The sequence below is a fragment of the Pseudoflavonifractor sp. An187 genome, assembly GCF_002160275.1.
GTDB lineage: Bacteria > Bacillota > Clostridia > Oscillospirales > Oscillospiraceae > Enterenecus > Enterenecus faecium.
Genome location: NZ_NFKG01000017.1, coordinates 1 through 24987, shown reverse-complemented (window position 1 = coordinate 24987; position 24987 = coordinate 1). Strand labels below are relative to the sequence as shown.

At 59.4% G+C, this 24987-nt stretch carries 20 protein-coding genes; 4 read left to right on the top strand and 16 right to left on the bottom strand.

Translation table 11 applies throughout. The annotated features are described in order from the left end of the window. Nucleotides 1-30: 30 nt before the first annotated feature. From B5F22_RS08265 to B5F22_RS08190, 16 genes are all read right to left on the bottom strand, one after another. On the bottom strand, nt 31-798 hold the full coding sequence (locus tag B5F22_RS08265) for an ABC transporter permease (protein WP_087392192.1): 768 nt from the start codon (nt 796-798) through the stop codon (nt 31-33). Between the two features lie 14 nt (nt 799-812). Further along, a complete protein-coding gene (locus tag B5F22_RS08260) occupies nt 813-2045 on the bottom strand; it encodes a nucleotide sugar dehydrogenase (RefSeq protein WP_087392191.1) in 1233 nt (410 codons plus the stop codon). A gap of 5 nt (nt 2046-2050) precedes the next feature. Next, nucleotides 2051-5170 carry a glycosyltransferase gene (locus tag B5F22_RS08255; RefSeq protein WP_158096661.1) on the bottom strand — a complete coding sequence of 1040 codons (3120 nt, stop codon included), beginning with the start codon at nt 5168-5170 and terminating at the stop codon, nt 2051-2053. A gap of 53 nt (nt 5171-5223) precedes the next feature. Continuing rightward, nucleotides 5224-6144: a hypothetical protein gene (locus tag B5F22_RS08250; RefSeq protein ID WP_087392189.1), complete on the bottom strand. Its 921-nt coding sequence runs from the start codon at nt 6142-6144 to the stop codon at nt 5224-5226. After that, on the bottom strand, nt 6132-7199 hold the full coding sequence (locus tag B5F22_RS08245; protein ID WP_087392188.1) for a glycosyltransferase: 1068 nt from the start codon (nt 7197-7199) through the stop codon (nt 6132-6134). Before B5F22_RS08245 ends, B5F22_RS08250 begins: the two co-directional genes overlap by 13 nt. A 2-nt stretch (nt 7200-7201) precedes the next feature. After that, nucleotides 7202-8197 (bottom strand): glycosyltransferase family 2 protein, encoded by a 996-nt coding sequence (locus tag B5F22_RS08240; protein WP_158096660.1) that lies wholly within the window; start codon nt 8195-8197, stop codon nt 7202-7204. A gap of 26 nt (nt 8198-8223) precedes the next feature. After that, complete coding sequence (locus tag B5F22_RS08235) at nt 8224-9072, bottom strand: DUF4422 domain-containing protein (RefSeq protein ID WP_158096659.1); 849 nt, start codon at nt 9070-9072, stop codon at nt 8224-8226. Between the two features lie 93 nt (nt 9073-9165). Then, nucleotides 9166-10629: a flippase gene (locus B5F22_RS08230; RefSeq protein ID WP_087392186.1), complete on the bottom strand. Its 1464-nt coding sequence runs from the start codon at nt 10627-10629 to the stop codon at nt 9166-9168. Nucleotides 10630-10631: 2 nt separating this feature from the next. Further along, nucleotides 10632-11867, bottom strand: a complete 1236-nt coding sequence (locus B5F22_RS08225; RefSeq protein ID WP_087392185.1) for a hypothetical protein — start codon at nt 11865-11867, stop codon at nt 10632-10634. After that, complete coding sequence (locus B5F22_RS08220) at nt 11864-12919, bottom strand: sugar transferase (protein WP_087392184.1); 1056 nt, start codon at nt 12917-12919, stop codon at nt 11864-11866. The genes B5F22_RS08225 and B5F22_RS08220 overlap by 4 nt, the downstream gene beginning before the upstream one ends. Further along, nucleotides 12916-14022, bottom strand: a complete 1107-nt coding sequence (locus tag B5F22_RS08215) for a glycosyltransferase family 1 protein (protein WP_087392183.1) — start codon at nt 14020-14022, stop codon at nt 12916-12918. The genes B5F22_RS08220 and B5F22_RS08215 overlap by 4 nt, the downstream gene beginning before the upstream one ends. A 9-nt stretch (nt 14023-14031) precedes the next feature. Beyond that, entirely contained in the window at nt 14032-15072 is a 1041-nt protein-coding gene (locus B5F22_RS08210; RefSeq protein WP_087392182.1) for a glycosyltransferase family 2 protein, read from the bottom strand. A 24-nt stretch (nt 15073-15096) separates the two neighbouring features. Next, nucleotides 15097-15870 (bottom strand): DUF4422 domain-containing protein, encoded by a 774-nt coding sequence (locus B5F22_RS08205; protein WP_087392181.1) that lies wholly within the window; start codon nt 15868-15870, stop codon nt 15097-15099. Beyond that, entirely contained in the window at nt 15867-16967 is a 1101-nt protein-coding gene (gene glf, locus B5F22_RS08200; RefSeq protein ID WP_087392180.1) for a UDP-galactopyranose mutase, read from the bottom strand. Before glf ends, B5F22_RS08205 begins: the two co-directional genes overlap by 4 nt. A 44-nt stretch (nt 16968-17011) precedes the next feature. Beyond that, the gene (locus tag B5F22_RS08195) at nt 17012-18430 is read right to left on the bottom strand and encodes a sugar transferase (protein ID WP_158096658.1); all 1419 of its coding nucleotides are present in this window, start codon (nt 18428-18430) and stop codon (nt 17012-17014) included. 238 nt (nt 18431-18668) lie between these two features. Further along, nucleotides 18669-19841, bottom strand: a complete 1173-nt coding sequence (locus tag B5F22_RS08190) for an IS110 family transposase (RefSeq protein ID WP_087371429.1) — start codon at nt 19839-19841, stop codon at nt 18669-18671. 269 nt (nt 19842-20110) lie between these two features. Here B5F22_RS08190 and B5F22_RS08185 point away from each other — a divergent pair, with 269 nt between their 5' ends. From B5F22_RS08185 to B5F22_RS12765, 4 genes are all read left to right on the top strand, one after another. Beyond that, nucleotides 20111-20566: a hypothetical protein gene (locus B5F22_RS08185; RefSeq protein WP_087392179.1), complete on the top strand. Its 456-nt coding sequence runs from the start codon at nt 20111-20113 to the stop codon at nt 20564-20566. Nucleotides 20567-20656: 90 nt separating this feature from the next. Continuing rightward, nucleotides 20657-21904 (top strand): hypothetical protein, encoded by a 1248-nt coding sequence (locus tag B5F22_RS08180; protein WP_087392178.1) that lies wholly within the window; start codon nt 20657-20659, stop codon nt 21902-21904. A gap of 20 nt (nt 21905-21924) precedes the next feature. Then, the gene (locus B5F22_RS08175) at nt 21925-22806 is read left to right on the top strand and encodes an ATP-binding cassette domain-containing protein (RefSeq protein ID WP_242955085.1); all 882 of its coding nucleotides are present in this window, start codon (nt 21925-21927) and stop codon (nt 22804-22806) included. Then, entirely contained in the window at nt 22803-24833 is a 2031-nt protein-coding gene (locus B5F22_RS12765) for an ABC transporter permease subunit (RefSeq protein ID WP_087392177.1), read from the top strand. The genes B5F22_RS08175 and B5F22_RS12765 overlap by 4 nt, the downstream gene beginning before the upstream one ends. Nucleotides 24834-24987 lie beyond the last annotated feature (154 nt).

Below are 24987 nucleotides of genomic sequence, written 5' to 3'. Positions count from 1 at the left end.
CGTTATCTCCTTACCCTCCGCTCCCCTTTATCACACGTAATACAGGAACTGGGTGTTGTATTTCTTGTAGATCAGGGCTCCCACAGCCAGGGCCAGCACCACATACAGCAGCATCAGGCCATGGTGCCATGGGGTGGGGATGGTGCCGTAGATGACGATCTTACGGAAGTAGGAGATGAAAGTGTACACCGGGTTGAGGTAGAACAGCTTCTGCATCAGGGGGGAGTAGATGTCCACGGTATAGAAGATGGCGGACATATACATCAAAAGCTGGGTGAAGATGGTCCACAGGTACTGCACGTCCCGGAAAAAGACAAACAGGGCGGACAGCACCATGCCCACGCCGATGTTGAACAGCACCAGGCACAGCACAGGGTAAAGGAGCAGAATGAACTTCCAGGTAAAGGTGATCTGGTCTAACAGACAGAACACAAAGAACACCGCCAAGGTCAGGGCAAAGTTGATGAGGGTCTGCACGTTTTTGGAGAGCAGAAACAGGTACTTGGGCACGTTGACCTTGGTAAAGATGTTGGCGTTGCCCATCAGCGAGGTCATACCCTGGCTGGTGGACTCGTTAAAGCAGGAGAAGATCAGGTTACCGCAGAACAGATAGGTGGTGTAGTGCTCCATCCCCCGTCCAAAGAACTGGGTAAACACCAGGCGCATCACCAGCAGGGTCATCAGGGGCGAGAGCACGCTCCAGGCCATGCCCAACACGGTGCGCTTGTACTTCTTCTTAAAATCTCGCTTCACCAGCTCCTCAAAGAGGAACTGGTGGCGTTTCAACTTCTCTATCATAGCAACTCCCCTAATTAATCTCGGAAGTAGAGGTCCCGGGTATACACCTTATCCATCACGGGCTCCAGGTCCTTGGTATAGCGGTTGGCCACGATGACATCGCTCTGGTCCACAAACTCCTGCCAGTCACGGATGACTCGGCTGCCGAAGAAGGTGTCCTCCTTCAGGGTGGGCTCGTAGATGATGACCTCCGCCCCCTTGGCCTTCATGCGCTTCATGACGCCCTGAATGCTGGACTGGCGGAAGTTGTCCGAGTTGGCCTTCATGGTCAGGCGGTACACCCCCACCACGCAGGGCTTGCCGGGGGTGCCATCTCTCCCCTCGCCGTGGGGTCCGTAGTAGCCCGCCTTCTCCAGAATCCGCTCGGCAATGAAGTCCTTGCGGGTATGGTTGGCGTCCACAATGGCAGAGATGATGTTGTTGGGCACCTGGTCATAGTTGGCCCGCAGCTGCTTGGTGTCCTTGGGCAGGCAGTAGCCGCCGTAGCCGAAGGAAGGGTTGTTGTAGTAGTTGCCGATGCGGGGGTCGTAGCCGATGCCCTCGATGATCTGGCGGGTGTTCAGGCCCCGCACCTCGGCGTAGGTGTCCAGCTCATTGAAGAAGGACACCCGCAGGGCCAGATAGGTGTTGGCAAACAGCTTCACCGCCTCGGCCTCGGTGGGGTTGGTGATAAGGATGGGAATGTCCTTCTTCTCCGCCCCCTCTGCCAGGAGGTTGGCGAAGGTCTCCGCCGCCTTCTTGAGCCGGGGGTCGTCCAGGGGCGCTCCCACAATGATGCGGGAGGGGTACAGGTTGTCGTAGAGCGCCTTGCCCTCCCGGAGAAACTCCGGGGAGAAAATCAGGTTCTCACACCCCAGCTTCTCCCGCAGGCCCAGGGTAAAGCCCACCGGCACGGTGGACTTCACCACGATGATGGCCTCGGGGTTGACCTGCATCACCAGGCGCACCACGGACTCCACCGAGGAGGTGTCAAAGTAGTTCTTCACCGGGTCGTAGTTGGTGGGGGTGGAGACAATGACGTAGTCCGCCCCTGCATAGGCCGCCGCCCCGTCGGTGGTGGCGGTGAGGTCCAGGTCTTTGTTCTTCAGGTAGTCCTCAATCTCCGCATCCACCAGCGGAGATTGTCTGGCGTTGATGGCGTCCACCTTGTCCTGCACCAGGTCCACCGCAGTGACGTGGTGGTGCTGGGCCAACAAAATGGCATTGGCCAGTCCTACATAGCCGGTTCCGGCAATGGCAATGTTCATCTGTTTCATCTCCCAAACAAGTGTGCGAATTTTTCTTTCACCCGGTTGATGGTGTACTCCTTCCCGTTCTCCTGGTAGCAGCGGATGCCGCCCCGGATTTTCCGGGGGATGAAGGTGAAGAAGCTGCCGATACGGTAGGTCCAGGAGGCCCGGATGAGGTTGGCCTCGTCACCAGCAAAGCCGCCGCCTCCCGCTCCCGCCATAAGGGCATTGAGCATCATGTCCTCTGCAGGGGTCAGCTTGCCCCGACAGGCGCCCTTGTCCTCCACCAGAGCGTAGTCGTTCCAGGTCTGGCGGGACAGACTTCTGATCTCAGTGGACACATGCCGCTGCAGCTCCTGGTCGTACTCCCGGCTCTGGATGAACTCATACATGCCCGTCATACAGGTGAGGTAGCCGTAGATGTGCATGAAGGTCTTCTTCATAGTCACCGTGGAGCCCTCCCGCACCCGACGGATGAGCAGCTGGTCGGTGACGTGGGCCACCCGCTGGGCCTGCACCATGGACTGAATGCTAAACAGGTTGTCCTCGTGGACAATGCCCTCCACAAATGTCAAATGCTTGTCCAGCAGATAGGACTTGCGGTACATGCCCAGACAGGGGGAGGCCCGGTACTTCCGGTCGTCCTTCATGCGGCAGAACAGGTCCCGGCCCGTCATCACATCGGGCAACTCGGCCAGGTACTCGTAGGCCGTCTTATAGTAGGGGTGGGCCTTCTCCAGCTCGGGGGTGTCGTAGATGGACTTGCCGTCGTAGTACAGCACGTCCAGCTCCCGCTCCACCGCCTGGGGATAGAGGGTGGCCACGGTGTTCTCCTCCAGCATATCATCCCCATCCAGGAAGATGATAAACTCACCCTTGGCCTGCTGGATGCCCACATTTCGGGCGGCGGACTGGCCCTTGTTGATCTGGTGGAGCAGGGTCACCCGGCCGTCCCGCTGGGCGATGTCCCGGACGATGTCCAGGGTGGCGTCCACCGAGCCGTCGTTGACGCACACCACTTCCACCTGCTTATCGGTCTGGCCCAGCACGCTGTCCACGGTCTGGGCGATGTACTCCTCCACATTGTACATGGGGATGATCACCGACACCTTGGGGGCCTCCACCCGGCTTTCCACCACCACCTGGGCGGGGAACACCTGGGACAGGTTGGGGCGGGTGGAATAGGTCTTACAGGTGAGCTTGAACTGCTGGATGGGGTTGGTGACCACCCGGCTCAGGTTCTCCCAGGCCTCGGGGGTAAACTCCCGGTTGTCCAGCTGGCCCTGACGGTAGGCCTCCTGGAACTCCCGGTGCATCAGCTCCATAAAGGACCACTGGTTCTCCGCCGTCAGGCGCTCGTAGTTCCAGCGGTACTTCTCATACTTCAAAGACAGGTAGAAGGCATACAGTTCCTTCTTGTACTGGGGATTTTTCTCCAGGAACTGCTCATAGTAGTGCATCTCATCGCTGACACAGAACACCTTGCCCTTGGAGTGCACCGAGGAGCCGTCGTTGTCCTTGCGGTAGTGGTGCAAGTGGTCCTCCAGCAGATAGCAGCGCTGGGACACGGTGCACACCATGAAGTGGAAGGAGGTGTCCTGGAAGGAGGCCCCCGGGGTCTCATGGAAGCGGATGCCGTGGCTGGTGAGCATGTCCTTGCGGTAGATGCCACTCCAGATGGCGGGGGTGGTGGTGAAGATGGCGTGGTCGTCGGTGCGGGGACAGAACACCTTGCCGTACTGGCAGCGGGACAGGTTCTCAAAGGGGAGGGACTGTCTGCCCTGCCCAGTGGTGAACCAGTGGTAGTTGCACTTGACCATGTCCGCCTTCTGGGCCTTGGCGGCCTGGTACATGGTCTCAAACATGGTGGGCTCAATCCAATCGTCGGTCTCCACAATGCCGATGTACTCGCCCCGGGCTGCATCCAGTCCCAGGTTCATCTGGTAGCCGTAGCTCTTCTTGTCGCTGCGCACCACCTGAATGCGGTGGTCCAGCTGGGCGGCGTACTCCAGCAGCTCCAGGGTGCCGTCGGTGGACCCGGCGTCCACACAGATGATCTCAATGTCCTCCAGGGTCTGCTTGCTGACACTGGCAATACACTCCCGGATAAAGCGGCCCACGTTGAGGGAGGGCATGATCACCGACACCTTGGGCTGTTTCACCGGGGCCGCCACCTGCCGGGCCACCTCGCCCTGCTGGCTCAGGTCCTTGAGCTCGTCATAGTGGGCGGGCATGTAGAAATAGCTGCGGTCCTTGGAGAACACGTGGAACTCCTGGTCCATCTCATTCTGAATCCAGCGGACCACCGTCTCCTTGGCCTCCACCGTCTTCATGTTGTAGAGGTTGAACCGGGCGCCGCTGAGCATCACATTCAAAAAGCTCTTCTCAAACTTGTGGTACAGGCCCGCCTGCTCCAGGCGGCGCTTGGTCTCCACAAAGGCCTGGGTAAAGGCCATGGGGTCCCGGTGGTTGCTCTGCTGGAGGCTGCTGCCCGTCTCCACCCGGTAGTAGGCCAGATACTCGTCCAGCACCGAGATGCGCCCGGCCTGGGCCAGGGCCTGACAGACAAAGGCCATGTCGTTGGTGCGGGTGATCTCCTGGTAGGTGATGTGGTGCTGCTCCACAAAGGAGCGGCGGAACAGCTTGTTCCACGGCCAGTTCTGGAAGTTGTTGAAGAGGTAGTCCTTCACCTCGCGGGGGGGGAACACCGACTTCTGGGGGCAGCGGTCCAGGCGCAGGCTCCAGGGCATGTCCGAGATGACCCCGGTGCGCATGTTGTGCTGTTTGGCCCCGAACACCAGCACGTCAGACCCGTCCTGGTCCATACGAGCGGCGCACTTCTCCAGCATGGTGGGGTCAAAGTGGTCGTCCGAGTCCAGGAAGGACAGGTACTCGCCCCTGGCCTGCTGGATGCCCTTGTTGCGGGCCGCTCCGGCGTTGGTGTTGGGCTGGGTGAGCACCTTCACCCGGGCATCCCGCTTCTCATACTCCCGGAGAATGTCCAGGGAGCGGTCGGTGGAGCCGTCGTCCACGCAGATGACCTCGATGTTGTTCAGAGTTTGTCCCAATATACTGTCCAGGCAGGGGCCCAGGTACTTCTCCACGTTGTATACCGGGATAATCACCGAAACCTTAGGTTCCATTTCTTTTTTCTCCATTCCTTTTCTTCATCACATGATGTGTCAGGGGCAAGCCCTCACATACTGCTCAAAAATCCCACAGACTGTGAGCAGAGCAAAACGGTATCTTTTTTCCCGTTGTATCCGCCACGCTGATAGGCAATGTCATGTTCCTGCAAGCATTTCTCCATGGCTGCCACGGTATGCCGCTCTCCCGGTCGCTCTGCGTCATCCACCATAACGACAAAGTCCCGACTCAAACATCCGGGCATCATACGCAATACGTCGATCCTGGCGTACTCCTTCATATCTCCACCCAACGGTGCGTCGATGGAGATAAAGTCAAACTGCTTTCCCGCCAAGGCCTGCTGAAAGCCCTGGAACACGCGCACCTGTTGTGCCTCTTGATAGGGCACCATTTCCCGCTCCAGCTGTACAATCTGCGTGGAGGCGGGCAGGGAGAATGCCTGGCTGAAAAATTGAATCCACGCCGGGTCATGCTCCACCACAAGATGCTCTACGCCCTCATGGGCCGCAGCATACTGGGCAATCATTCGGGTGGACTGGCCCAACCCCAGCTCTAAAATACGCTTGGGCTGGAATTCGTTGAGCACTCGATACATGGCATACAGATAGGGATATCCCACTGCCCATCTGCCCGGCGAAAATGTGGCATCGGTCAGCCACTTGCTTTCTCGAATCGTATCGTGGAAGACGTTGGCCCAAGTCCCTTCTGCCGCATTTCGGGAGGCATCCGCCGATTGTCTGCGCACATGCTCCAGTTTTGCAGCTTGGTTCTCCTGCACAACTTTGGTCAGGGCATTCACCATCTTCTGGGTATCCTCCAGCTGTTGGGTCAGCGATTCCACCTCATGGCGCAACTGTTGAATCAGCTGAGCATTGTCCTCCTGAGCGGCCAAAATCCGCTCCACCTCCCGGTTAAAGGCAGAGACGGGCGGAGGCAAGACCTTCTTCAAGGCATTTTTCACCGTACCCATGTCTGTTCTCCTTTCGAGCGCAGCTTCTCCCAGGTGTAGGTCCAGCCGTGGTCCCGCCAACAGCTCACCGCCCGCACCAGGGGGTTGGGGCGCTTGGGGGCAGGCTGGCCATAGCGCAGAGAGAAATAGGAGCCGCTATAGGAGAAGGAGCGGAGGAATTTCACCCCCACCTCTTCCTCATCCAACTGCTTCAAAAACTCCGCCACCTGTCGGTCCAGGCCCTCCACGTCCGGGGCCTGGGGGCGCAGCCGCTCATACCAGCCGAACATGCCGTTGAGCTCGTTGCGCATGACAGCCCGGCGCAGCTTGTCCGGCAAATCCTTCACCATCTCCCGGACAATTGCATAGGACTCCAGCTGACAGTGGAAATGGGCCGCCTTACGCCCCACCAGAGAGGTGCTCTGCTCCACCCGGTAGCAGGCCACCGGAGTGTGGGTCACCATGAGCCGGGGTGCGTGGATGAGGCAGGCAATCCAGAAGGAGTGGTCGTTGATGCACCGGAGGTTGTTGAAGTGGATGTGGTTTTGCTCCAAAAAGGCCCGGCGGTACAGGCCATTCCAGGGCACGTCGGGCACTTGCAGCAGCCGCAGAGGCAGGTCGGTGAAGCGCATGACCCGCTTGGCCTGACCCTTGCCGATGCAGCTCAAGGTGGAGTACAGGGTGGTGTAGGGCTCTCCCCCCGGCTCCACATAGGAAAAGCCCGCCTTGATGACGTCCAGGTCGTGCTCCTTGGCCTGGGCATACAGCCCCTCCAGGGCTCCGGGCAAAAACTGGTCGTCCGAGTCCAAAAAGGCCACGTACTCACCCCGGGCCACCTCAAGGCCGTGGTTGCGGGCCACGCCGGCAAAGGAGTTTTTCTGGGTGAGCACCACCACCCGGGGATCACGGGCGGCGTACTCCCGGAGCACCTCCAGACTGCGGTCGGTGGAGCCGTCGTCCACACAGATGACCTCCAGGTTTGGGATGTTCTGGCTCAGAACGCCGTCCAGGCAGGCGTTTAAGTGGGCCTCGGTGTTGTACACCGGGATAATGACGGAAATTTGCATCTTCTCCATGCTCACTGCCCCCCATGTTTGGCTTTTTTATACACCTTCACCACGGCAGCAAACACAGGATAAGGGGCATACCGGGCCAGCAGGTATTTGGCGTAGCAGCTTTTGCTCTCGTAGTAGCTGGCGGGATGCTCCTCAAAGTGCAGCTGGGGCAGCCACTGGCGCCGCAGCGTGTGTAGGTATTGTCTCTGAATGTCTCGCTGTGACATGTTGCTGATGTGCCAGACCAAAAACTCCATGGCCCAGTTGAGGAAACTGCGGCGGTAGGTGTCCATGAGCTGGTGTTGCTCCAGATACTCCTTGACGATCTGGAAGGCCTCATAGGGGGCCTCGGGCTGGCCGCAGCGGCTGTTGGACACCGAGGCCATGCGGTTAATCCGGTGATGAATGAGCACCTCGTCCACCACGGCAATGCGCTTTGCCGCCAACAGCGTGGGATAGACAAAGGCCAGATCCTCGGAGTTTTTCAGGGCCGGGTAGCGGATGCCAGAAGAAGTAAGCAGCTCCCGGCGGTAGAACTTGTCCCAGGGCATCCCGTAGGTGAACTGGAACAGGTGGTCGGCCATCTCCTGAGGGGCAAAGGCCAGCTTGCCGGGGAGGTACTGCTTTTTCATCATCCACTCGGAGGGCAGTTCCCGCCCGGAGTTGGTGTCAAACTCCACCGCCCGGCAGATGGCCACATCCGCCCCTTCCCGCTGGGCGGTATCCACCATCTGTTCCAAAAAGTCCGGCTCGAACCAGTCGTCCGAGTCCAGGAAAATGACGTACTCCCCCACCGCCGCCTCCAGTCCAGTGTTCCGGGCAGCGCCGGGTCCGGCGTTTTGCTGGCGGATGACCTGCACCCGGGGGTCTTTCTGGGCGTACTCGGCCAGGATGGCGGGGCTTTCATCGGTGGAGCCGTCGTCCACACAGATCACCTGGAGGTGGGGATAGCTCTGGCCCAGCACGCTGTCCAGGCACTCTCTCAGGTGCTGCTGGATGTTGTACACCGGAATAATCACAGAAATGTCACATGCTGCCAAGCGCTTCACCCTCTTCCCTTCTTCACCCAAGCCCTCCGGCGGCTCCCCGGTGGGAGCAGGGCGTTGAGCAGCTTCCGCTGAACCCGCTTCTTGTTGTCCGGCTCAAACTGCACCCGGGGCAGCTCGTACACCTGGGTCCCAGTGGTGCGGCGCAGGTGGGTGACATACACCCCCAACAGCCGCTCGGCCAGATACCCGTCCACCCGCAGCTCCTGGGTGGAGTAGCCGGTGGTGTCTGCCCGGCGGTCAAATTCCTCCAGAATGGAGAAAAGCCACCCGCAATACTGGTCAAACAGGGGCTTTTGCATGATAAAGATATTGCCAAAATAACAGTTGGTGCCGGAGAGATATTCCTCCATGGCGGGCACATAGTCCGGGTATTTCTCCCTCACAATGTCCTCCACCAGAGCCAAGTCCTCACGGTGGTGATAGGGGGCCCGGGCATAGTGGTCCCGCACCGAGATGTGCATGTCCTCTCCCATGGGCACCACGCAGGCCTTGCCCTCCAGCCACCCCTCCAGCCGGTCGAAGCCCAGGGTCTCCAGGCCCTCCGCCGTCAACTCTCCCGCCAGGCGGTAGGGACGGCGGGCGTGCTCGTCCAGATACAGGTAGCGGCGGTAGTGGAAAAATCCGTAGTAGTCCGCCTCCACGTTCTTCCACGCCCAGTAGTGAGCGGTGAGCTCACAGTAGGAGCGGTTTTTCTGGGAGATGTTCTCTCCCGCATCGTCGTGGGCAAAACCAGGGAAATGGTCTTGGGCCAGCGCCGCCCCCACCTGCACGGGTTGGAGGAGGGGGTGCGCCGGAACGCGCTGCCCCGCTTGGTGACAGCACACAAATAATTTGATTTGAGACAAGGGGTTCCCTCCCAAAAAAGAGAAGCTGGCGGGATGCGCCAGCTTCCTTTTGTCCTCGCTGGTGTTTATCCAACGAATTATACCAGATTCCATTTACTTTTTCAACACTTTTCCCACGGTCTTTTCCCACACCTGGGACCAGATCTCCCGCACCATAGGCTCTCCCAACAGCAGCAGGAGCACGCCATAGACGGCGAAAAACAGCACCGCCGAGGCCACCAGCACCACGAGGGGGTGGAGGGAACTGCCCAACAGCCACCCCACCGAGGCCGCCGCAGCGCTCAGGGCCATCCATACCCTGAGATAGGGCAGCTTCGCCAGAGCGGGGAGAATTTCCCGGCCCAGGGCGACGATCTGCACCACCAGCACCGCCAGCTCGGCCAGCACCGTGCCGATGGCCGCTCCGGCCGCCCCCATCTGGGGAATAAGCAGGGAGTTGGCCACCACATTCACCACAGCCCCCACAATCTCGGAGAACAGCACCTGTTTCTCCCGCCCGGTGGGCACCAGAATCTGAATGCCCATAATGTTAGTCAGGCCGATGAACACCAGAGTGGGCATGATCAGCTGCATGGGCAAAATGGAGGCCTCAAAGGCCTTGCCCGACAGCAGGTAGATGGAGGGCCGGGCAAAGAGGATGAAGTAGAGGCACAGAGGCATGGCCAGCAGGAAGACAAACCGCAGGGCCTTCTGAGTGGCCTGGGCAAAAGCCTCCTTCTCCCCCCGCTCCACGTAGTAGGACACTCGGGGCAGCAGCACCGTGCCCAGGGAGGCCACCACGCTGACCAGGATGTTCTTGATCTTCACCGCGGCATCATAGTAGCCGTTCTCGGTGGTGCCACGGAGGAAGCCCAGCATCACGTTGTCCATGTTGGTGTACACCGTGGTGGCGATGGACATAGCGAAGAACACGAAGATGGGCCGCAGGTGGCGGCGGAAGTTGTAGTGCCCCATGGGGCGCACATCCACCAGCCACTTGAGGTTGATGAGGTTTAAGAGGTTGGACCCCACGGAGGCAAAAATGGTGATGCCGCCGTAGATCACATAGTCCCCCTCCTCATGGATAAGGAGGAACATCCCCACCAGGGCGATGAACTTAAAGAGCACCGACCTTAGGGTGATATAGCGGTACTGCTCCAGGCCCTTGTACAGCCACTCTGCCCCGATGGAGTTAAACAGAATCATGGAGCTCATCACCATGTAGAGCCCCTTCTCCTCCCGGAGCTGAGGGATGGCCTGGAGGGAGATAAAGAACAGCACATAGGACACCACGCAGGTCACCAGGTTGATGAGCAAGATCTCCTGGGTGACTCTGGACAACTCTTCCCGGTTGTCCCGCACCTTGGCGCAGGCCCGGATGCCATAGGTGGGAATGCCCAGCTGGGCAAACATGGAGAAGTAGGTCACCACCGAGTTGGCAAAGGACACCGTGCCAATCCCCTGAGGCCCCAAAATCCCGGTCACATAGGGGTAGGTGATAATGGGGAAGATCATGGCAGACATGGTGAGGATGCTGTTCATGACGAAATTGAATTTTACCGACTGAATCTTGGCCATGGTCACTTCCTGCCTTCCAGCCACTTGGGACAGGTGTACAGGATGGGCGCGGCGGCAAAGAGCACCAGGTTCAGGTGCACTTCCAGCAGCCGAGGCTCAATAAAGCAGCATCCCAACACCATGAGATAGAGGAAGCAGTGGTTCCAATTGCCCTGTTTGTACAGCCGCTTGCCCAGCAGCACCAGCCCCACCAGGACCAGGGCCGAGAAGATCACGCCGTAGTTGAACAGGGTCAGGGAGTAGGAGCAGTCCACAAAGTTGTACCGCTCTCCAATGGTCGCCCAATCCACATCTCCGCCGTAGCCCACCCACTGGATGGAGTTGCCCAACAGGTGGATGCCGTAGTTGGCAGCCGCCTGGGCGGTGAGGCGAATGCGGTCCGAGAGCAGACGGTTGAGCATCGCTGCCGGTTGGGCGGGATAGAGCCAGCACAGCCCCGCCAACAAAACGCACAGGAGCACGGCGCAGTATTCATAGCCAAACCGCACCACCCGGCACAACACCCGGCACCAGCGCTGCTCACTCAGACGGCGGGCCAAGCCATCCCAACGGGACCGCTGGCCCAGCACCATCTCCACCAGAATCACCACACAGGAGAGCAAAAAGCCGTTGCGGGCGTCGGTGAGGTAGTAAAGGCCCACGGTGACCGCCAACAGCGCCACTCCGGAGCCCACTGAGATGCCCTTTCTGCACCGCCACATGGCCCACACCAGGATGAAAAAAAAGTAGGTCATCACCACGGTGGGATAGGTAAAGCCCAGGGAGTGGCGCACGGTGGCGTCCTCCCGCACGTACGTCAGGTCGGGGAGGGTCCCATCCAGGGTGAGGAAGAAGACAAACGCCAGCACCAGTACCTGCACAGGCAGGGCGATCCCAAAGATGTCGTCCACTTCCACCCCTTTGGAGGCCAGCAGCAGCACCAGCACAAACAGGGGCAAGGTATCCTTGGAGGTCACCACCGCCAGCAGCACAATCCCTGCCAGCAGGATATATTTCAGGGCACAGCCCACCGCCCCCCGGGTCAGGGACCACGGCCCCTCCTTTTTCAGGCCCAGCAACGCCCAATCCCACAGGATTTTCAACCCGGCCAGCCCAAAGGAGAGGTAGCGGGCCAGGGTCAATATCTTGCCCACCATACCCACCTCGGTGGCCATGGTAAATTGCAGGGTGGTGGCCACCAAATAGAGGAGAAAAGCGCACCAGAAAAGGCATTGGCGCAGTCCATCGTGGCGTTTCATTCTGTCACCTCGTCCTTGGATGATTCATAGGCCCGGAGCACCCGGCCCAGCATGGCGCCCCGGCGCAGCCGGGCGCCCATCTCCCGGGCTCCCTGGCACAGGGTCTGGTACTCCTCCCGGCTCATGTGCTGCAGCCGCCGGGGCAGCTCTTCCAGGCTGCCCACCGCAATACCCAAATGGTGCTCCACCACGTAGTCGGCCAGGGCGGACTGGTCCCACACCATCACCGGGATGCCACAGGCCAGATAGAGGGATGCCTTGTGGGGGTTGTTGTACTTCAAATAGGTGCCGTACACTCCGTCACAACAGTCCAGCCGATCGCCGTCCCACACCAGGCCGAAGCCGCCCCGCAGAGTCTGGGGCAACTGCTCGGGGGGGAACTGGCCGCAGTACTTCACCCCCACCTGGGGCACCCCCTCCTGATAGTTGGGGCCGTAGAGGCGGAAGCGGACCTTGGAGTCCAGCTGGCCCAGGCGGTAGACATACCCCGCCTTGTCCGGACGGAGATTGCCCGCCACCACCACCTCCCAGGGGTCCTGGGTGTTGCAGGCGGTGGGCTCCTCCTCCAATAGGTAATCAAAGAGGTCCAGGGTGCGGATGGCCTTGTCCCCGTACCCCCGCTCGCATAAGTATTCCGTCATCTCCTGGTTGTGGGCGATGAGCAGGTCAGCAAGCTCCAAGAACTGCCGCTCCCCGTTTCCTTCAACGCCCCGCAGGCTGTCCAGGTCGTGGATGAGGAAGATGAGCTGCACGCCCTTTTCCTTCATCCCCCGCAAAAAGGGGATGGCCAGACGGCTGACCTTGGGGTACATATCCAAGGGGTACTGCACCAGCAGGGTGTCCCCGGGGGACAACTGCTTGGATACTCCCCGCCAGTCCATCCAGGTCACCGCCGCCATTTTCAGCTTATCCGGGGTGCCCTTGCCCTGGCTGCGGTGGACGGGCAGGGCCGTCCACCCCTGGGCGGTGAGAATCTCTCCCACATCGTTGCGGGCCTTGGAGCCTGCGTGGAACTCGTGGGAGTCCCGCTCCACAATGCAGAATTGCTTCATAGTGCCTCCTCTGTCAGCAGCGCTTGCAGACGCTGCACCTGGCTGTTGATGTCATAGGGGGAGTGGGCAAACTGGGCCTGGTCCACCCGCCCCGCCTTGAGGGCTTTGTTCACCACACACTCCGCCCACTGCTTGGGGCTGTCCTGGAGGGAGAGGCGGTACAGGTTGGAGTTGACCTGAATCTCCGGCACAATGGCATCGGACACCACACAGGGCAGGCCGTTGGCCTGAGCCTCCAGGAGAGCCATGGGCAGCCCCTCAAATTGGGAGGGGAAGACAAACACGTCCATGGCCTGGTAGAGCTGGGCGGTGTCGGACCGCACCCCCAGAAATTCCACTTGGCCCTCCAGCCCCAGAGAGCGGGCCTTCTCACGCATGGGCTCCAGGTCCTCCCCCTGGCCCACCAGCAGCGCCTTCACCGGCTGGCCCATGCGGGCCAGTTCCGAGACCACGTCCAGGAGAAAGCTCTGGTTTTTTTGAAAGTGGAACCGCCCCACGTGTCCCACCACCAGGGCGTCCTCGCACCCCAGCTGGCGGCGGTACGCCTGCCGCACCTGGGGATCGGGGGTAAACTGGGCGGGGTCAATGGCGTTGGTGATGAGCTGATAGTGGGGCAGCTTCCCCGCCTCAGCCCCGTAAAACCAGGGGCAGGCCCCGTCGGAGCAGGACCAGAAGTCGGTGGCCACGCCCCGCACCACCCGCCGATTGTATCGGTGGAGCAGTCCCCGCAGGAAGCTGTCCCCGTTGGCGGCGTTGTGGCAGTGGATGATGCGCTTGGGGATGCCATAGCGCTTGGCCGCTTTCAGATAGTCGATGTTGGCCAGGCTGCACACATTGACCCAGATGGCACAGTACTCCCGGGCGTGCTGGGCCATAAAGGCGTCCAGGGCCTGGTGGAAGGCACGCCGTCCGTCCCGCCGGGCGGGAATCTTGTAGACTCTGCCGCCCAGGGCCAAAATCTCCTCTTCATAGGCCACGGTGTCCGAGTTGCACAAAAAATCCAGCTGCACCCGGTTGCGGTCCATGGCCCGGTAATAGTTCATAATGACGCTCTCCACCCCGCCGGGGTTTTCCGTCATACCAAATACCAATACGTTTTTCATGCTTCTTCCTTACTGTCCTGCAAATTTCCGAAACTGCCAGTGCCGGACCTTGGCGATGAGATACACCCCGTAGTAAAACCGGAGCTTCACACACAGCAACGCCACCTTCCGGGTGGTGGAGAAGTCTCCCAGGTGCACGTGCTCCAGGGACTGGGCAAACAGCGGGGTGTGCACCAGGTCCCGGAACGCCTTCCGCTGGGCCCGTCCCCCCAGCCCGTTGTCCGGGTGGAAGGAGTCGTTGACGGCGATGAGCAGCAGGTGGTAGAGCACACAGCTGTGATAGGCGTCCCGGCAGTACCCCCGGTCCCCCATCTGGTCCAGGTCCGCCCGGATGGCCTCCATGGAGCGGATGTACCGCTGGGCGTAGTCGGAGCGGTAACGGCGCACTGCGGAACCGGCATTGAACCAGTAGTGGTACATGGGCAGGGGCAGGTAGGCAATGCAACGGGCGGCGCAGGCACACCGGAACATAAACTCCGCATCCTCTGCCGCCGACAGCTCCTCCCGGAAGAAAATCTCCCCCTCCATGAGCAGCGCCCGGCGCAGCAGCTTGGCGGTGACAAACCCCGCTCCCGTCTGGGGCTTGAGTACGTCGCACTCAAAGCGGCGCTTGTCCTCCCCCGCAAAGAGCATGGCCTGACTCTGATAGCCGCGGGGCTGGGAGCTGGCTCCGTACTCCATGACGTGCTCGGTCATGATGATATCCGCGCCCCTGGCCTCTCCCTCCTGGACCTGTCGGGCCAGCATCTCCGGGTCAATCCAGTCGTCGGCATCCACAAAGGAGATCCACTCCCCTTGGGCGTGGCGGATGCCCGCATTCCGGGCCGCCGACACACCCCCGTGGGGCAGTTCCAGCACCCGCAAGGCCATGCGCTGGGCGTAGGGGGCCACGGTGTCCCGGTATCCGTCCGCCGGCTCGTCAAAGGCCAGCAGCACCTCCACCCCCTCCAGGGTCTGGGCCTCCAGGCTGTCCAGGCACCGGCGCAGCAGCTCCAGAGGCGTCTGGTACACAGGTACCACCACACTGACGGTTATCTTTTCCTCTTCCATTCCAATTTCACCTATTCCAACGTCTCAAAAGCTGGAGCCGTACTTCTTGCCGGAGAACTTGGCCTTCAAAAAGGAGGTTCCCTTCTTCCACCAGTTCACCGGCTCGGTGGACACCAGGGGCAGCTCCTGGTAGGCATACCCGTTGGTCTCCAGCCACACATCCAGCAGCAACTCGCTGACCCGTCCAAAGAGGCGGGCCTGGAAGGGGTCCAGGCTCCGGTAGTCCACCCGGCCCTCCAGCTGCTCCAAAATGGGGAAGAGCCAGGCGCAGTAGGCGTCGCACTTCTCCCCCTTCATCACAAACATGTTGAACATGTGTCCCCAGGTCCGGCGCATCACCCGGTCAAAGGCGGGCAGGTACTGGGGGCACTGGGCCTCGATGATCTCCCGGGTCACATCCAGGTGTTCCCCATAGTGGGTGTGGGCGTAGTGGGAGTAGAGGCTCTCAATATAATAGCGGCGCTTACGGGGCAGGAGCACGTCCTGGCCCTTCAAAAGGGCCTCCAGCTCCCCCTGGGTGAGGATGCGTTCCCAGGGGTCTTTACTCTTCCCGCTTCCCCCGAAGTGGCGGCGATAATGCACCAACCCCTTATAATCGGAATCCACGTTGCGCCAAAGCCAGTAAAGGCCTGTTAGTTCACAGTAAAATGGATTTTTCTGGGAGATATTCTCCCCCGTATCATCCCCCGAAAAGCCGATATCCTCCTTCCCCGCCCTGCCCACATGGAGGGGCAGGTAGCAGGGGTCGGAGGGCATACGGTAGGGTTTATGGGTCGCTACGACAATGGTGCACGTCATCCCTGAATCCGCTCCCACAGGTTCATAGCGGACTCGATGACCTTGTCCATATCGTAGTACTTGTACTCGCCCAGGCGGCCGCCGAAGATGACGTTGGGTTCCTGGGCCGCCTTCTGGGCATACTGCTGATAGAGGGCCTGGTTGCGCTGGTCGTTGACGGGGTAGTAGGGCTCCATGCCCTCCTGCCAGTCGGTGGAGTACTCCTTGGAGATGACGGTCTTGGGCTGGGTGCCGAACTCAAAGTGCTTGTGCTCGATGACCCGGGTGTAGGGGGTCTCCCGGTCGGTGTAGTTGACCACGGCCACGCCCTGATAGTTGTCGGTGTCCAGCACCTCGGTCTCAAAGCGGACGGTGCGGTACTCCAGCTTGCCGAAGCAGTAGTCATAGTAGGCGTCGATGGCGCCGGTGTAGATGATGGTGTGGCCCAGGGCCTCGTACTTGGCCCGGTTTGCCAGGAAGTCCACCCCCAGCTCCACGTCGGCACCCTCAAAGAGCTTGTCCACCAGCACGTTGTAGCCCCCCATGGGGATGCCCTGGTAGGCGTCGTTGAAGTAGTTGTTGTCGTAAGTGAAACGCACGGGCAGACGCTTGATGATGAAGCTGGGCAGGTCCTTGCAGTCCCGGCCCCATTGCTTCTCGGTATAGCCCTTCACCAGTTTCTGATAGATATCGGTGCCCACCAGGCTGATGGCCTGCTCCTCCAGGTTGCGTGGCTCGCCCTGGATGACCGAGCGCTGCTCGTCGATCTTGGCCTTGGCCTCCTGGGGAGTGCGCACGCCCCACATCTTGCTGAAGGTGTTCATGTTAAAGGGCATGTTGTAGATCTCGCCCTTGTAGTTGGCGATGGGAGAGTTGGTGTAGCGGTTGAACTCCACCAGATCGTTGACAAACTTCCACACCTTCTTGTTGCTGGTGTGGAAGATGTGGGCGCCGTACTTGTGGACATGGATGCCCTCCACATCCTCACAGTACACGTTGCCGCCCATGTGGTCCCGGCGCTCCACCACCAGGCACTTTTTGCCCTGCTGACGGGCCAGGTAGTTGATGACGCCGGAGAACAGACCGGCGCCCACCAGGATGTAATCATACTGTTTCATTTTCATTCACTCCTATTTTTGATACAACAGCTTGGGTGGAGGGCTTATCGGGCTCCCACCTTTTTGAAAATGACCACCAGGGTCTTGAGCAGGATTTTCGCATCCAGCTGGAGATTCCAATTGTCAATGTACGCCACGTCCAGGCGCACCACTTCCTCAAAGTCCTCGATGTCGCTGCGGCCGCTGACCTGCCACAGGCCGGTGAGGCCGGGCTTCATGCTCAGGCGGCGCTTGTGCCGGGGCTCGTACTGCTTGAACTCCTCCACCGTGGGGGGACGGGTGCCCACCAGGCTCATCTCCCCCTTGAGGATGTTCCAGAACTGGGGCAGCTCGTCAATGCTGGTGGCACGGATGAACTTGCCCACTTTCGTCACCCGGGGGTCGTTGGTCATCTTGAACATCTGGCCCTTCATCTCGTTTTGCTCCATCAGGTCCGCCTTACGGGCCTCGGCATCCGCCGACATGGAGCGGAACTTGTAGATATAGAAGTAGCGGCCATTCTTGCCCACCCGCTTCTGGCGGAACAGGGCCGGGCCTTTGGACTCCAGCTTGATGGCGGGGACCACGAAGATGCTCACCACAGCGGTGATGAGCAGTCCCACCAGGGCGCCAATGATATCAATGGCCCGCTTCATCACCAGCTTGTTGTAGTCAAAGAACCGGGGGGCAAAGCTGACCACCGGCATGTTGCCCACCATGTCGATGCAGCGGCTGTAGCCCTCCTTGCCCTCCAGCATGTTGATGTTGAGCTGGACGGGGATGCCCATCTCCTCAAAGCCGTCAATGTACTCCTGGAGGGACTTCCCGGTGTCATAGGGCACGTTGATGTAGGCCACATCCACCACCTCCCGGCGGGGGTCCTCCATCATGTCCTCCAAGGTAGCCACCACGGGATAGCCCCCGATGGTCATGCCCCGCATGTCCTGGTCCACAATGGCAATGCGCAGGGTGTACCGCTCCAGCACCTCCTCGTGCTTGAGCTGGGAGAGGATGTAGGTCACCCGGCTCTGGGTGGTCACCAGGTACATGTGTTCCTTTTCCGCCATGGCCCGGCGCTTTTTGGCCACTTTCTTGACCAGCATGTGACTGGTGTACATCAGCACCAGGTTGCTGAGCACCGTCACCGCCCACACGGTACGGGTCAGGTACTCCAGCTTGTGAGCGGCAAAGAAAACCAGTGCAATGACTCCCGCCACAAACGCACTGACTTTGACCACATATACCAGCTCTTCATAGCCGTCCCGGCGGGTAAAGTCCTGGTTGGCATTGAAAAATACATACACACAAAAGTAGGTCACCAACACCAACCACAGGTTGGCGATGACCCCGTTCATGGTGGGGTTCACCGGGTCAGGGCGAAACTCCAGCCGCACCACGCTGCCGAAGAGGAACGCAGCCACCAGGCATACGGCATCCACCAGGACAAGCAAACTGTTTTGTAACTTCTGCTTTTGCTGATACACAGCAGAACCTCCCTTTGTATCTCGCAGGTGTAGTGTTCTTCATCATACCACATTCCCCGCCAATGTACAACCGACGAATGTTTTTTATCGTAATTCTTAAGAATCTCCATATTTTTTCCCGGAGACTTTTCAATCTCCCAAACCCGTGATATAATACACGTCGTATTTTCGCGTACCACCCCATTTTCTGGGGTTTTTGATACAAGACCGGCTATAAAGGGTTGTCAAGAGAAGATTTCTAAATAGCTGGGGAATAGGGGGTATTGTCACGAAGGACAGCGAAGATGATATTCACCATTTTGCGGGAAACATGTCCCAGTGCTGTGAGATGGGATTTCCCTTCAGAGCGTTTGCGCTGGTAGTAGACAGAGATGGAAGGGTCTTTGAAGGCAGCGATAGTTGCAGCAAGCCAAATAGCCCGGCGCAGATAAGGCGAGCCACGTTTGGACATATGGACATGGCTGCCAACAAAGTTACCAGACTGTTTCATAGTCGGATCAATACCGGCAAAGGCGGCTAGTTTGCCCGGTGACGCAAATTTGCGGATATCGCCAATTTCACTAAGGATTGTAGCCGCAAGGGTTGGGCCAATACCTGTAATGGTGGTAAGTTGGTTGTCAAAAGCAGAGAGCAAACGTGCGATTTCTGTGTCGATTCTATCAACCTGTTTTTCCACGAAGCGAATCTGTTCGATGTATTGGCGGATGAGAAGGGCAATGGAATCGGAAGCCAGCAGGATTCCGAAGGAATTGCGTGCGGTGTTTTGAATCTCCTGGGCTTTCTCAATGCCATGGTGACCACGGCTGGCGGTGTAAATCGTCTCTGCCAGTTTGGCCGTATCAACGGCAAGCAGTTCTTCCGGTGTCGTGTATTCGGAGAGAAGTTGTAAAGAAGTCTTTCCAAAGGTATTGGTAAAAAGGTTTTCATACTCAGGGAACACCTGATCCAGCAACGCGATTACTTTCCGCTTTAGATCCGAAACAGAATCAACGATCCAGAAGCGATGGCGGCATAGTTCCCGCAATGCATGGAGTTCCGGTGCTGAAACAGCAGTTTCACAAAAGCGTCCGAAGCGGATGACCTCGGCAATGATAAATGAGTCTCTGCTGTCATTCTTAGCCTGGCGGATATACATTCCCCGCAGAGCATCTGACTGAACAGCGTTGATTACATGGACGGCGTACCCCTCATGACACAAATGGGTGTAAAGCGCCAGCCAGTAGTGCCCGGTAGCTTCCATTCCAAAGACGACATCATCCGCTCCTGAGATGTTCTTTACCCAATCCATCAGTTTGTTGAAGCCGGTATGAGAGTTGGCAAAACGAATGGGCTTTCCATACTGTTTTCCCGCTGCATTCATGATACTGGCTTCATGATTACGTTTGCCGATGTCGATGCCTACGATGTACATGCAGAACACTCCTTTGGTTCAGGTTTCGTATGGCTGCGCCTCTCGTTCTCCACGGGTCATACCCTACTGCGAAATGAGAAGACAGCTCACATCGGGCTGCTTCATCCGGCTCATCAATGAAATCCCGTGAAGGGAGAGGTTCCACTCTTGTATTCAGCGGACTCTGCCGCAAGGAGGGAAAGGAAGCCTCACCCATACGACGGTATTATATCATCAGCCTACTGGCTGCTGATACCAAATCTTAATCTTTATAGTAGGAGGAACATATCATGAAAGCGAAAAAAACAGCTCGCATCCTGTGCGCCCTCTCCGCTACCGCCCTCTGCCTCTCCTGTATCTCTGCCACTGCTTTTGCTGCCAAAAAACCGTCTAATTATAACGGGGGGGAATACGGCTGGCTTGTCTATAACGATCATGAATATCATTATAGCGTCATTCTGAACACCGAAGCCAGTGAGGGTGGATATAGCTGCCACTGTTCCACTGAGGCTGCCGTTATACGCACGCAAGAGGCTCTGCATGGTCAATGGCTTACCAAAAATTACGGTATTGTAAAGGCTTCGGGGGGTGCATATGAGACGGGTCCCGTAGCCGGAATCACTCGATCTCCCATCGTTGTCTGTCCCAAGGGCAGATCACAAATCAAGGATTGCGTCAGAGTAGACACCACATCTATTTTTAGAGCAGATACCAAGGTGGTTTGCAACGTCTATAAGCAATATTGACGCCATTAGAAATGTATCGCTTACAGATGAGAAACCTTCTATATAGTTCGTTTCATTGTCTGTAAAATCCCCTCTGAAAGGTGGTGCGCCATGAGATTTCGAACCATTCTCTCTTTCACATCCGCTCTTCTCTCCCTGGCCCTGCTCATCTGCCTCAGCGGCTGCCTGCAAACTGCCCAAATGCCCCAAACCGCTCAACCGGGGACGACGGTTCAGAGTAACCACGCTGCGCCGCCTAGTGAAAATCGGATCTTCACCCTTGCCGGACTCTCCTGGGGGCCCTCCGCCGACGGCAAGGGCTTTTACGTCCCGCAGAGCCGCCTGTTGAATTACTATGATCCCATGGTCCAGACCCAGGTGCCGCTGTGCTCCCAGAGTGGATGCTATCACACCGACGAGAGCTGTGGGGCCTATCTGGCGGAAAGCGCCGCCGGGTTCGTAGACTACTATGGCACCTGGTATGTGCTGTCCAATGAAGGTATGATTAGTGCCGCTGTATGGAAGGTGGACCCCAAGACCCGCCAGCGCACCAAATTGTGTGAGTTTATGGGGGAGACCGGGAGGGACTCTTACTACTTCTCCTCTGGTTTGATCGCCCATGGATATGCTTATCTGTATTTGTTCCATGACATCATAGAGGAAGACGGAAGCACCACCTCCAATTATTTCATGATTCGTGTACAGCTGGATAACGGTAAGGTGGAATCTCCCTTTGAAAACCAATCCGTCCAGGTGTTTGGCGCTGGAGAGGACCGCATTCTGGCGGCAGTGTCCATCTTTACCCAGAAGCCCCTGAGTGAGGAGGAGTATCTGGCACAACATCCAGACAAGGACTATTTTGACTATCTAGACGACTTTCACGACAACCAGAACCCAGACGACGTAGTAACCGAACTGCGGGAGTACACCCCCGATCTGTCCAGCTACGAGGTGGTGGCCAGTGGCTACATCCGGGGCAATATGGTTCCAAGTCTGGCCCATTGGGGCGATCTGACCCTGTACGCCGTGGGAGACGACCTGTTTCTCTACGACCTGGCCACAGGGGAACAGCGTCAGATCGAGTATCAAGGGACGCTGAGAAACTTCTTTTTTACCGATGGCCGTATCATCATCTATACCCGTGACCCCGATTTGAAGGTATACTATGCCGACCCAGAGGGCGGCCCCACCCAGCTGCTGAAAGATGAGGGGGACCGGCAAAGTGTCACCTTCTCCACCAGCGGAGAGTGTCAGGATTACATCTATGGCCTCTACTCTGGAGGAGAGACGCCTTTCCCCTGCATCCTCTCCAAGGAGGACTATTGGGCTCAGCGGTTTGACCGCCTCATCCGAGTTTGACGCAAGGATGGTGACCAGCTATGGCGAACCTGGAACTGCGCTTTGACCATGTCAAAAAGAACTACGGAGACAAGCATGCCCTGCGTGGGGTGAGCTTCACCCTGAATGAGGGCATTTACGGCCTGCTGGGCCCCAATGGAGCGGGGAAAAGCACTCTTTTGAACATCCTCACCGGAAATCTGCCCGCCACCGAAGGGCACATCTTTCTGGACGGGGAGGATGTGACCAAGCTGGGCCGCCGCTTCCGGGCCCGGCTGGGCTACATGCCCCAACAGCAGACCCTCTACCCCGGCTTCACCTGTGAGCGGTTTTTGTACTACATAGCCTCTCTGCGGGGGATGTCCAAAGCCCGCACCAAGGAGCGGGTGGCGGAGCTTCTGCATCTGCTGGCCCTGGAGGAGGTGCGGAAAAAGCCCACCCGGGCCCTGTCCGGGGGCATGAAGCAGCGGCTGCTCCTGGCCCAGGCCATGCTGGACGACCCGGACATTCTAGTGCTGGACGAGCCCACGGCGGGGCTAGATCCCCGGCAGCGCATTGTGGTGCGCAACCTCATCGCCAGTATGGCCCTGCACAAAATCGTCCTGCTGTCCACCCATGTGGTCCCCGATGTGGAGTACATCGCCCGGGAACTGGTTTTGATTGGGGACGGTGAAGTGGTATGCCAGGACACCCCCCAGAACCTGTGCCAGGGGATGGAGGGCCAGGTGTGGGATGTGGAGATCCCGGAGACGGACCTGGCCCAGATGGGCCAGTATGGACTGGTGAGCTCTCTGCGCCGCAGCGGCAGCGGTGTGGCGGTGCGGCTCATTGCCGACGCCCCGCCCCCCTACCCCAGCCGGACCGTGGAGCCCACCCTGGAGGATGTGTACCTGCACACCTTTGGAGATGAGGGCGGCCTATGAAATGGGAACTGAGAAAACTGTGGGGCAGCCCCATGCTGGTGGTTTTGGCCCTGCTGCTGTGTCTGGCCAATGGCTGGCTCTATTATGACCACGCCACATCTGGCAACTTCGCCCCCATGGCCACCCTCTATACCCGCAGCACCCAGGAGCTGGAGGCCATGGAGGAAGACCTGTCGGAACGGTGCAGATATGACACGGAGATCTACGACGACACCCTGCTCACCGGGGACATCTACCAGGAGTCCCGATTGGTGGGTGACACCCTGGACCGCATCCGGGCGGTGGAGGAGTTCCCCCAGACCATGGCCCAGCTCCAGGCCCAGGCCCGGGCCAAGCTGAACACGGGTCTGTTTGGCACCGGGGACAGCTTTGAGACCCGCTCCCTGCGCCTCACCGACGGGGTGTACGAGACGGTGCGCCAGGTGCAGCCCCAGGTGTGCTTCTTCGGCGGGGTGGAGACGCTGCTGGACTACCGCCTGGCCGATGCCTTTGGAGTGCTGCTGGCCCTGGCCGCCGCCCTGGCCCTGTTTGCCCAGGAGCGGGAACAGGGCACCCTGTGCCTGCTTCACCCCACCCTGCGGGGCCGCTTGTCCCTGTACCGGGACAAGGGTCTGGCTCTGGGAGCGGCGGTGCTCTTCCTGGCCCTGGTGCTGTACGGCACCTGCCTGGGCATTTCCGCCGGGCTCTACGGCCTGGGCAACCTGAGCCTGCCGGTGCAGTCGGTGTATGGCCTCACCGCCTGTCCCTACCTGTTGACAGTTGGGGGCTTTCTGGCCCTGTTTTTCGCCCTGAAGCTTTTGTGGCTGCTGGCCCTGGCCGGGCTGTTCGCCCTGCTGGCCAACGCCCTGCGCTCCTCCGCTTCCCTGGTGGCAGCGGTCCTGCTCCTGGGGCTCTCCTTTGCCCTGGGGACGCTGCCCTCCCACCTGGCCCAGAGCCTGAATTTGCTGGGCCTGGGGGACACCTACCGCCTGTTTGACGGGCTGCTCTTTCTCAACTTCTTCGGCCTGCCCGTGGCCCGGCTCCACGCCACCCTGGGGGTGTGTGGGGTACTTCTGGCGGGGAGTGTCGCCGGGGCCGGGGCGCTCTTTGTCCGGCGCAGCCCGGTGACGGCGGCTCGCCGTTCCCCGGCGGGCCTGTCTCTGGGCTGCCACGTCCACCCCATGGGCCACGAGGGGTACAAGCTGCTGCGCTCCAACGGCGCCCTTCTGGTGCTCCTCCTCCTGGTGGCGGTGCAGGTGCTGTCCTACCGGGACTTTTCCGGCCCCCAGGGCCCCAAGGAGACGTATTACCGACAGTACAGCTCCGTACTCTCCGGGCCGCCCAGCCAGGAAAAGGCCTCCTATCTGGCCCAACAGGAGGAGAAGCTGGAGCAGATCCAGCAGCAGCTGGCCCAACTCCAGGCCTCTGCCCAGGATTCTCCCTGGCTGACCCAGGAAATCGGTGAGCTGGCGCAAAAGCTGGAGGCCCGGGAGCCTCTGGACCAGGCCAAGACCCAGTATGAGGCTTTGACCAGCAGCCAATGCTACATCTACACCACCCCCTATGAGCTGCTGTACGATGCAGGGGGGCAGGCAGCCAACCGGATCGACCTGGCCAAGCTGCTGCTGAGCCTGTCCCTGTGCCTGCCCTTCTTCTTCTCCATGGAGCGGGAGACGGAGGTGGGGGTGCTCATTGAGACGGCGGGGGCCAGCCGGGACGTCAAGAGACGCAAACGCCTGACGGCTTGGCTCTTCGCCCTGGCATGCACGGCCGCCGCCTTCCTCCCCCGCATCGTTGCCGTATATCAGAATTATGGCCTGCCGGAGCTCACCGCCCAGGCCAACAGCCTGGCCCGGTTTGCCGCCCTCCCCGCTGTCCTCCCCCTGTGGGGAGTCCTGGCCCTGACCATGGCACTGTGGGGGCTCCTGGCCTGTGTAGGTTGTGCCGTGGTGGAAGGAGTGTCCGCCAAGGTGCGCTCCCCCCTTCCTGCCTCCCTCATCTGCGTACTGTTGTTGCCCGGCCTGACACTGCTGCTATTCCCCCTGTAAGAAACGGCGAGCCCTCAGAGCGATGCTCTGAGGGCTTAATTGCATATTTATGTCTCCCCACTCGACTCTGTGGGCTGAGGGCTGACCTCCGGTGTAGGGGTAACCTCTGGCTCCGGGGTAGGCTCCACTGTGGGAACCGGGGTGGGTTCCGGGG

Bases quoted from the DNA above. Each gene is read 5' to 3' on its own strand.
- B5F22_RS08230 (WP_087392186.1), bottom strand. From the start codon at position 10,629: ATGGCCAAGATTCAGTCGGTAAAATTCAATTTCGTCATGAACAGCATC.
- B5F22_RS08205 (WP_087392181.1), bottom strand. From the start codon at position 15,870: ATGACGTGCACCATTGTCGTAGCGACCCATAAACCCTACCGTATGCCC.
- B5F22_RS08220 (WP_087392184.1), bottom strand. From the start codon at position 12,919: ATGAAGCAATTCTGCATTGTGGAGCGGGACTCCCACGAGTTCCACGCA.
- B5F22_RS08210 (WP_087392182.1), bottom strand. From the start codon at position 15,072: ATGGAAGAGGAAAAGATAACCGTCAGTGTGGTGGTACCTGTGTACCAG.
- B5F22_RS08190 (WP_087371429.1), bottom strand. From the start codon at position 19,841: ATGTACATCGTAGGCATCGACATCGGCAAACGTAATCATGAAGCCAGT.
- B5F22_RS08225 (WP_087392185.1), bottom strand. From the start codon at position 11,867: ATGAAACGCCACGATGGACTGCGCCAATGCCTTTTCTGGTGCGCTTTT.
- B5F22_RS08180 (WP_087392178.1), top strand. From the start codon at position 20,657: ATGAGATTTCGAACCATTCTCTCTTTCACATCCGCTCTTCTCTCCCTG.
- B5F22_RS08250 (WP_087392189.1), bottom strand. From the start codon at position 6,144: ATGGGTACGGTGAAAAATGCCTTGAAGAAGGTCTTGCCTCCGCCCGTC.
- B5F22_RS08265 (WP_087392192.1), bottom strand. From the start codon at position 798: ATGATAGAGAAGTTGAAACGCCACCAGTTCCTCTTTGAGGAGCTGGTG.
- B5F22_RS08185 (WP_087392179.1), top strand. From the start codon at position 20,111: ATGAAAGCGAAAAAAACAGCTCGCATCCTGTGCGCCCTCTCCGCTACC.
- B5F22_RS08245 (WP_087392188.1), bottom strand. From the start codon at position 7,199: ATGGAGAAGATGCAAATTTCCGTCATTATCCCGGTGTACAACACCGAG.
- B5F22_RS08215 (WP_087392183.1), bottom strand. From the start codon at position 14,022: ATGAAAAACGTATTGGTATTTGGTATGACGGAAAACCCCGGCGGGGTG.
- glf (WP_087392180.1), bottom strand. From the start codon at position 16,967: ATGAAACAGTATGATTACATCCTGGTGGGCGCCGGTCTGTTCTCCGGC.
- B5F22_RS12765 (WP_087392177.1), top strand. From the start codon at position 22,803: ATGAAATGGGAACTGAGAAAACTGTGGGGCAGCCCCATGCTGGTGGTT.
- B5F22_RS08255 (WP_158096661.1), bottom strand. From the start codon at position 5,170: ATGGAACCTAAGGTTTCGGTGATTATCCCGGTATACAACGTGGAGAAG.
- B5F22_RS08260 (WP_087392191.1), bottom strand. From the start codon at position 2,045: ATGAACATTGCCATTGCCGGAACCGGCTATGTAGGACTGGCCAATGCC.
- B5F22_RS08175 (WP_242955085.1), top strand. From the start codon at position 21,925: ATGGCGAACCTGGAACTGCGCTTTGACCATGTCAAAAAGAACTACGGA.